Annotated in this window: 6 protein-coding genes; 3 read left to right on the forward strand and 3 right to left on the reverse strand. The window is 59.1% G+C overall.

What is annotated here, in order from left to right; all coding sequences use genetic code 11:
• Positions 1-15: 15 nt before the first annotated feature.
• A complete protein-coding gene (locus tag DEJ31_RS15765) occupies positions 16-327 on the forward strand; it encodes a helix-turn-helix transcriptional regulator (protein WP_110903941.1) in 312 nt (103 codons plus the stop codon).
• 79 nt (positions 328-406) lie between these two features.
• Positions 407-589 carry a hypothetical protein gene (locus tag DEJ31_RS15770; protein ID WP_110903942.1) on the forward strand — a complete coding sequence of 61 codons (183 nt, stop codon included), beginning with the start codon at positions 407-409 and terminating at the stop codon, positions 587-589.
• Positions 590-643: 54 nt separating this feature from the next.
• Here the strand turns inward: DEJ31_RS15770 and DEJ31_RS15775 are convergent, their stop codons facing one another.
• Positions 644-985 (reverse strand): DUF1016 N-terminal domain-containing protein, encoded by a 342-nt coding sequence (locus tag DEJ31_RS15775; protein WP_258366342.1) that lies wholly within the window; start codon positions 983-985, stop codon positions 644-646.
• A gap of 113 nt (positions 986-1,098) precedes the next feature.
• On the opposite strand from DEJ31_RS15775, the gene DEJ31_RS15780 reads away from it, so the two are divergent.
• Positions 1,099-1,443 carry an Lsr2 family protein gene (locus DEJ31_RS15780; protein ID WP_111045330.1) on the forward strand — a complete coding sequence of 115 codons (345 nt, stop codon included), beginning with the start codon at positions 1,099-1,101 and terminating at the stop codon, positions 1,441-1,443.
• Positions 1,444-1,620: 177 nt separating this feature from the next.
• Here the strand turns inward: DEJ31_RS15780 and DEJ31_RS17005 are convergent, their stop codons facing one another.
• Together DEJ31_RS17005 and DEJ31_RS17010 are read right to left on the reverse strand one after the other, a co-directional pair.
• Entirely contained in the window at positions 1,621-2,127 is a 507-nt protein-coding gene (locus tag DEJ31_RS17005) for a hypothetical protein (protein ID WP_146243185.1), read from the reverse strand.
• Between the two features lie 5 nt (positions 2,128-2,132).
• Positions 2,133-5,666, reverse strand: a complete 3,534-nt coding sequence (locus tag DEJ31_RS17010; RefSeq protein WP_146243186.1) for a hypothetical protein — start codon at positions 5,664-5,666, stop codon at positions 2,133-2,135.
• Between the last annotated feature and the right edge of the window lie 538 nt (positions 5,667-6,204).

Raw genomic sequence — 6,204 nt, forward strand, 5'->3', positions numbered from 1 at the left:
AACGATTGGAGGCGCATGCCCGACTACCCGAGCGCCGACTTGGCGGACATCCCGCTCGAGACGGTCTTGAAGGCGCTCGGCGATCCCACCCGGCTCGAGATTGTGCGGATGCTCGCCAACGGCGCGCCCTTGCCGAAGAACGACGTCTGGGCTGCGTTCGCCGCGTCGAAGGCGACCTGTTCGTACCACTTCAAGACCCTCCGCGAGGCGGGCATGGTGGTGTACGAGGTCCACGGTCGTACGCACGACATCCGCCTTCGCGTCGAAGAGCTCAACCTGCGGTTTCCCGGCCTGCTGCTGGCTGTGACCTCGGGCGCGTGCCACTGAGGGTGGTGTTCGCTCGGCCACGCGCCGAGAGCGACAGCGTCGGGGCTGTCGATGGCACCTCGGAGTAGCCGACACGGACATGACGGCGGGAGTCTCGATCGCCAAGACCGACCCCGCGGACGTGGCGCGCGCGACCCTGGACGGGGTCGAGCGCGACGACTACGAGGTCGTGATGGACGAGCAGGCTGCGTTGATCAAGCAGATGCTCGCTCGTGACCCGAAGGAGCTGTACGCGGTCGTGGCTCAGATGCTCGCACCGTAGAAGCGCCCCGGTGGGAACGTCCCGATAGCCGCAAAAAAGCCCGGTGACGGGGCGTCAAACGCTACGTACCCGAGAAGCTCCGCGACTTATTTCGATCTCACGACACTGGTCAAGGTTGCCTGCGTGCAAGCTGACATAAGATACGAGGTTGGCGCGCGAGAAGCCCTTCATCTCCGGGAACGCCGCACGGAGATCTTCAGCGAGCCGACCGATGACGTTGGTTCCCCACCCCTCCTGCTCCTGCCGCTGCAAGATCGTGGAGCCAATCCCCCAGTACAGACGCACCAGGTCAGTGTTGACGCGTCGCTGCGCAGTGAAGCGGGCATTTCTCACTTGCTGCTTCAGCTCGGCCAAAGCGGCGGCGTAACCGGAGGGAACGGGTGTGCTTTTCGTCATCGAGACCATTCTGCCTCACCGGCAGGAAGCAGAGTATCGAGTCGCGAGGTACGACTTTTCGGAGCGACGTATGTCACAGTAGAAAGACATCCCCTAGTGAAAAGCGGCCTCCTATGGCGCAGAAAGTCACCACGCAGCTCGTCGACGACTTGACTGGCGACACCATCGAAGACGGCAAGGGCCGCACGGTCACCTTCGGCTTCGACGGCACCAACTACGAAATCGACCTCACGGACGACAACGCAGACCAGTTCCGCGAAGCGTTCTCCGACTACATCGCCGCTGCCCGCAAGACCGGCAACCGCAGCGGCCGCGCCTCCTCCGGCAGCGCCCACAAGCGTGGGAACTCCGAGGAGCTCGGCAAGATCCGCGAGTGGGCTGCAGCTAACGGCCACGAGGTCTCCTCCCGTGGACGGATCAGCCAGGCCGTCCGCGACGCGTACGACGCCGCACACTGACGACACTCCCCCACATCGAGCAACGGCCGACCACCCCTCGAGAGGTGGCCGGCGGTTGTGCTTCGCGCCGATAGCGGCCTCTTATGTCAGTGACGCTCGTTTCAACTGATTGAAACCGACGGCCTGTTTAGGAGGACAGACATTGTTTCACAAGTGCTACTCTCGCAAGTTCTTCGCCTACAGAATACGCGCAGCCACCGGGTCGTCCTCAACCTGCGACGTGATCACTGACCAGGAGTAGATGTACTCGGCGTCGCTTCCTGCAGTGGCGGCTTCCGACGGGTCGAGCGCGTCAAGGCTCTTAAATCTCCCCGAACGCCACCCTTTATCACCACTTTCGACCACACCTTGCAAACTTGCCAAATCCGTCTCGACCAAAGCTTCTATCCCGCTAAGCAGATTACCAAGCGCTTCCGAATAGCGGGTGACCTCCTGCGACTTCAAAGAACTCCGCAGGAGACTGAGAGATGCACGGAAATCTATGACGAAGCGGTCAAGATGCTTAATCTCATCGGCGGGGGCCAGATGGCTTCCTCGGACAGCTATCACAGTGATTATACTAGCGACGTCGTATGCATTTCGTATCACCCTGCGGTAATCTGCGGAGATAGGCTCAGGAGCAAATTCCTCGAACCGATCTAAATCGCCCCGGTCCAATAATGGCAGTATGCCTTCATAGGCCACTTGCATCACGCTAGGGCGTAGCACGCCGTGCGCTTCTTTTTCGCAATCCAAACTCTGCGCAAGAAGTATTCGCGCGAGCTTCGGGCAATATCTGCATAACGGTTCACATTTTCGAAATAGCTATCGACTGTTCCATCCTCTACCACGGCGATTAGCTCGCCGGGTGGCCAAGCAAGGGATTCGGTGTCGCTAGGAACTACAAGAACGCGCGCCTCGAGCCCGTCACGGTTCAGGGCAAACTGCAATGAACGCGCTTCAGAGGCGAGCAATTCGCCCGCCAGACGTGAGGCCCGATCTGCCGCCAAACGAACAGCGTGACCTGAATGTGCTCCTCCGAGGGAAGCACGCATCTTCGCCCATAGGCCCTGGTCATTGCGAGAACCGGCTGACGCCAAAACTTGCAACGCAGTTAATTCAATGATGAGCTCCGGAAGAACGAGGGGCGACGCAAGGAACCGATACCTATCGACCGCTACCACGGATCGCAATCTCGCAACGATGTCCTTTAAGTTAGAAGCCGCTCGTTGTGGAGTACGCTCACGTATCGGCATCGACACTAAATCAGGAACGACGGTTTGTAAGAAAGAACGAATGGCAAGCACCGCGTCGCCGTCGCTTGGATACTCACCTAACGCCCCAGGTAGCTCCTCAGCGAAGCCCTCCTGCGCGGGTGCCGCCGTTGCCTCAAGTATTTCTTTTAGAGCCAGCAGAACAAGCGTCGACTCCGCAGACAAGGCATTGTCGTGAAGGAATGCTGACGCGATCGGCTCCAGGAGCAGTTGAATCAACCGGAACCCTTCTGCCTCCGCCGCGACTTTTTCTGTGAAAGTTCCCTTCCCGTACAGCCGTGACAACGCCCGCGCCTGAGCGCGATTTTCCGCAACCTCGAGGCGATGCGGTAGGTTCACTCGCGGTATCGCTTTATCGGCGACGGGGTACTGACCGACCATAGCCCGCCTACCGCGTGTATCCACAGCCTGGATTCGGGCAATCTCCGCGGAGGGGGCAAGCGCAAGGGCTAGGCGACAAATATCGACCACGGATTTATTCTGGTCCGGCTGGACAGCCTCGTCGAAGAAAACCCAACGGCCTACAACGGCTTTTTCTTCTCGCTCGAGACTCACCAACCATGGACGCTCGATCACGAGCCTACTGAGGGCCGACTGCTCCCCGCCGGACGCTTCCACTGCCGATGCGGCCAGCGCTGGGTCCACGAGTCGCAGCGCTTCCACGAGGTTGGCGGCTTCTTCAATGTCCCACACCGCTAGGCGTGAACCCGCGGCGAGGGCCGCGGCCTCCGCGACGGCCGGCTCAATGCCCCGTAACGCAGTCAGGGCGGTAAGCAGAGAGTCCGGCGACTCTTCGGATGCAGCTTCCGCCAGCAGTTCTGACACGAGTACGCCGTCGAGTTCCGTCCAGACTGCTCGAAGGTCGGGCTCTGTCGGCATGGCCCGAAGACGAGCAATAGCCGTTACCACCTCTGGCTTCCAAAGGTGATCGATATCGTTCGTCGGTTGTGTGCGCGACATTGAAAAGGCACTCACGGCAAGGCCTGACTCTACCCCAGCTTCATCAAGCGTCTGCTTCCACTCCTGCGCACGTAAGCGGAAGGCGTTGATCCTGAATCCGCTAACCACAGCGACAAGAGTGTGAATGTTTCGGTCAGTATGTACTCGGCGCACCGAGGTGCGCACTATCGATTCGATTGTCGCACGCTGCTCTAGGCAGCGACGAAGGAATCGCGCTATGTCCGCAACATCAACAACTTGAACGATCAGTTGCTCTGTCTCACTCTGCCCGAATAAATTTGTCGCTCTAGCAATTGCAGCGGAACGCAATTCGTGCAGGGGGCGGAATAACTCACCCTCGTCTTGAACGATGAGATGCTCGTTTATCAAGCGTCTGGCTGCGGCACTGAACTCGCTCGGTCCCGCCGCTAGCAGACGTTGAACCGAAGACGCACGCAAAGGCACCCCATACTGATTCGCAGTGGAAACAATCCGCAGGATGTCGAGTTCCAGGTGGCGACCGGGATCGTTCTCCCTCGCCTGAATTTGTGAGGATACTACTGCATCCAGTCCCCTCCCTTCCGTAAGCAGGGTGACGTATTCGAGAAGAAGTCCGTTCGACGCTTCTGCCGGCTCTCGCCAGCCGGCCCATTGAGTTAGTCCGCGCTCCTGATACTTTCTCCACAATGTTTGCGCCAAGTCGTCATCAAGACTTGGTACGATCGGCGCTACAGCAGAAAGGAGCGGCACGAGAGGTCGATCCTCTTCTCGAACAGAGAGGATTACTACTACGCCCGGAAGAGTAGTCACGCGTCGAAGCATTCGTTCTAAAAGTGCCGGGTCGTGTCGACCGGCGTCGTCAACGAGGATCCCTACGGGTGCGTACTTGCTAGGCTGAAGACTTTCGATTCGCGCAACGACCAACGCAATGGAATCCCTGCCACTTCGACCGGTGGGCACCAAAGAATGTAGTTCTTGCCAGCGGTATTCAGCGCGTATTTCTCGCGCAGCCGCCCATATAGCTTGTGATTTACCAGAGCCACTCGGCCCCGCCACCAGCGCGAAGTTACTCTGAATGGCGGTATCGACTATCTGGTTAATTAAGGAATCGCGTCGGACGAGAAGATGAGGTGTTGGATATAAGCGTCCCGTCGTGGCTTCGGTCAGATTGAGCTCTGACCAGGTGACCGAAGTCAATACTCCTAGCGTCGTCGCCTCTTCAAGGAGCTCTGCATCCACTACAGAAAGGATGTGATCGACGATGTTATCAACGTCATGTATTGTCAGCGACGCCTGGCGATGCAACTCTTGGTCGGCGTTCAGATCCGCTAATCTTCCGATCTCGGTACAAAGGGCCGAAAAAACTATCTCAGAAACAGCCGCCGGCAGATCTCGGGTAGCTGAAATAATCTCGATGGCATCTTCCCTCGGGGTGTCACATGTTAGGACTTGGACGCTCGCCGCAAAGGCGTCTGCGTCGTCGGGATCATGCTGCCAACTTTGTCGTATATGAGTTGCTAGCCGTTCGTTGTGCGACCGGGTATCTAACCTCCAGGTGGGCAAATCGATGGTTTCGACTGACCGCTCGAGAATAAGTATTGTGGATGGCTCGAGGTCGGCAGTGCGTCGTTTCTGCCACGCTTCCGCAATCGAACGTAAGTCTTTACGGAGTTGACTGACCGAAAATTGACCAGCAGAGGGCCTTCGAGATTTCATCTGAATGTGTCGTTGGCCTAGCTCACTATCGACTGTGGCGTCGTCGTAACCCTCGGGGATGACACGGCCTCGGTTGTCACGCTCCTGCCAAAGGTTGACAATTACGAGAGCTGTCATCACATCCTGGTAGCGAAAACCGCGTCCGGCCCGCGCTCCGGACCGCGACGCATTCCAAAGCGAAACGTGAGGGTCTGGTGTTCTTAGTCCATCCGTGACGTCGTGCGTCCCGGGCTGCGGCGCTGCACCTCGGCGTTTCGCCGACGCCGTACGGCGGCGTGCCTCTGCTGCGGCGCCGTCAGTTTTCTTGCGTGCCATGGGTTGATGGTAGGTACTCCGCAACCACTTTGACGGGAACAACGGCTAACGCATTCGCCGCGCTGCCGTGTTGGGGTATAGCCCAGAGCGACGGTCGCGGCCAGCCGTGCACATGCTGTTCTAGGGTCCCTCTCGGCACCTTGCCGCACATCTGGGCACTGGTCTAGATGTTGTGCAACGCCAGCCGGCGGTGGCGCTCGACTCGCGAGGAAGCGGGAGAGACGCAAGCGAGCACCTCCGCTTCGTCACGCACGCTCGTGAAACAAGCGAGTGGATCTGAGCATCAGCCCGGGAGGAACCCCGACAAGCAGCCCTGCCGAGGAGATGGCGGTCACGAGAGGGGCGGTCTGAAGCGGTGGATGGACGGCGTGCACCAGAACTGCACCAGAGCCACTCCCACGAACGAAGACAACCCCCGCGTGAACCGGGGGTTTTCTGTGGCGGGCTCTTTGCGTTTTTACTCCTTGCCATGCGGCTTCTGCTGTCTGGCGGCAACGTCAACCTGCGTTTCCCCCGCCGACTGTTCGCGTTCCCCCCC

This window comes from Curtobacterium sp. MCPF17_031, from assembly GCF_003234035.1.
Taxonomy (GTDB): domain Bacteria; phylum Actinomycetota; class Actinomycetes; order Actinomycetales; family Microbacteriaceae; genus Curtobacterium.

Bases quoted from the DNA above. Each gene is read 5' to 3' on its own strand.
- DEJ31_RS15780 (WP_111045330.1), top strand. From the start codon at position 1,099: ATGGCGCAGAAAGTCACCACGCAGCTCGTCGACGACTTGACTGGCGAC.
- DEJ31_RS15775 (WP_258366342.1), bottom strand. From the start codon at position 985: ATGACGAAAAGCACACCCGTTCCCTCCGGTTACGCCGCCGCTTTGGCC.
- DEJ31_RS15770 (WP_110903942.1), top strand. From the start codon at position 407: ATGACGGCGGGAGTCTCGATCGCCAAGACCGACCCCGCGGACGTGGCG.
- DEJ31_RS15765 (WP_110903941.1), top strand. From the start codon at position 16: ATGCCCGACTACCCGAGCGCCGACTTGGCGGACATCCCGCTCGAGACG.
- DEJ31_RS17010 (WP_146243186.1), bottom strand. From the start codon at position 5,666: ATGGCACGCAAGAAAACTGACGGCGCCGCAGCAGAGGCACGCCGCCGT.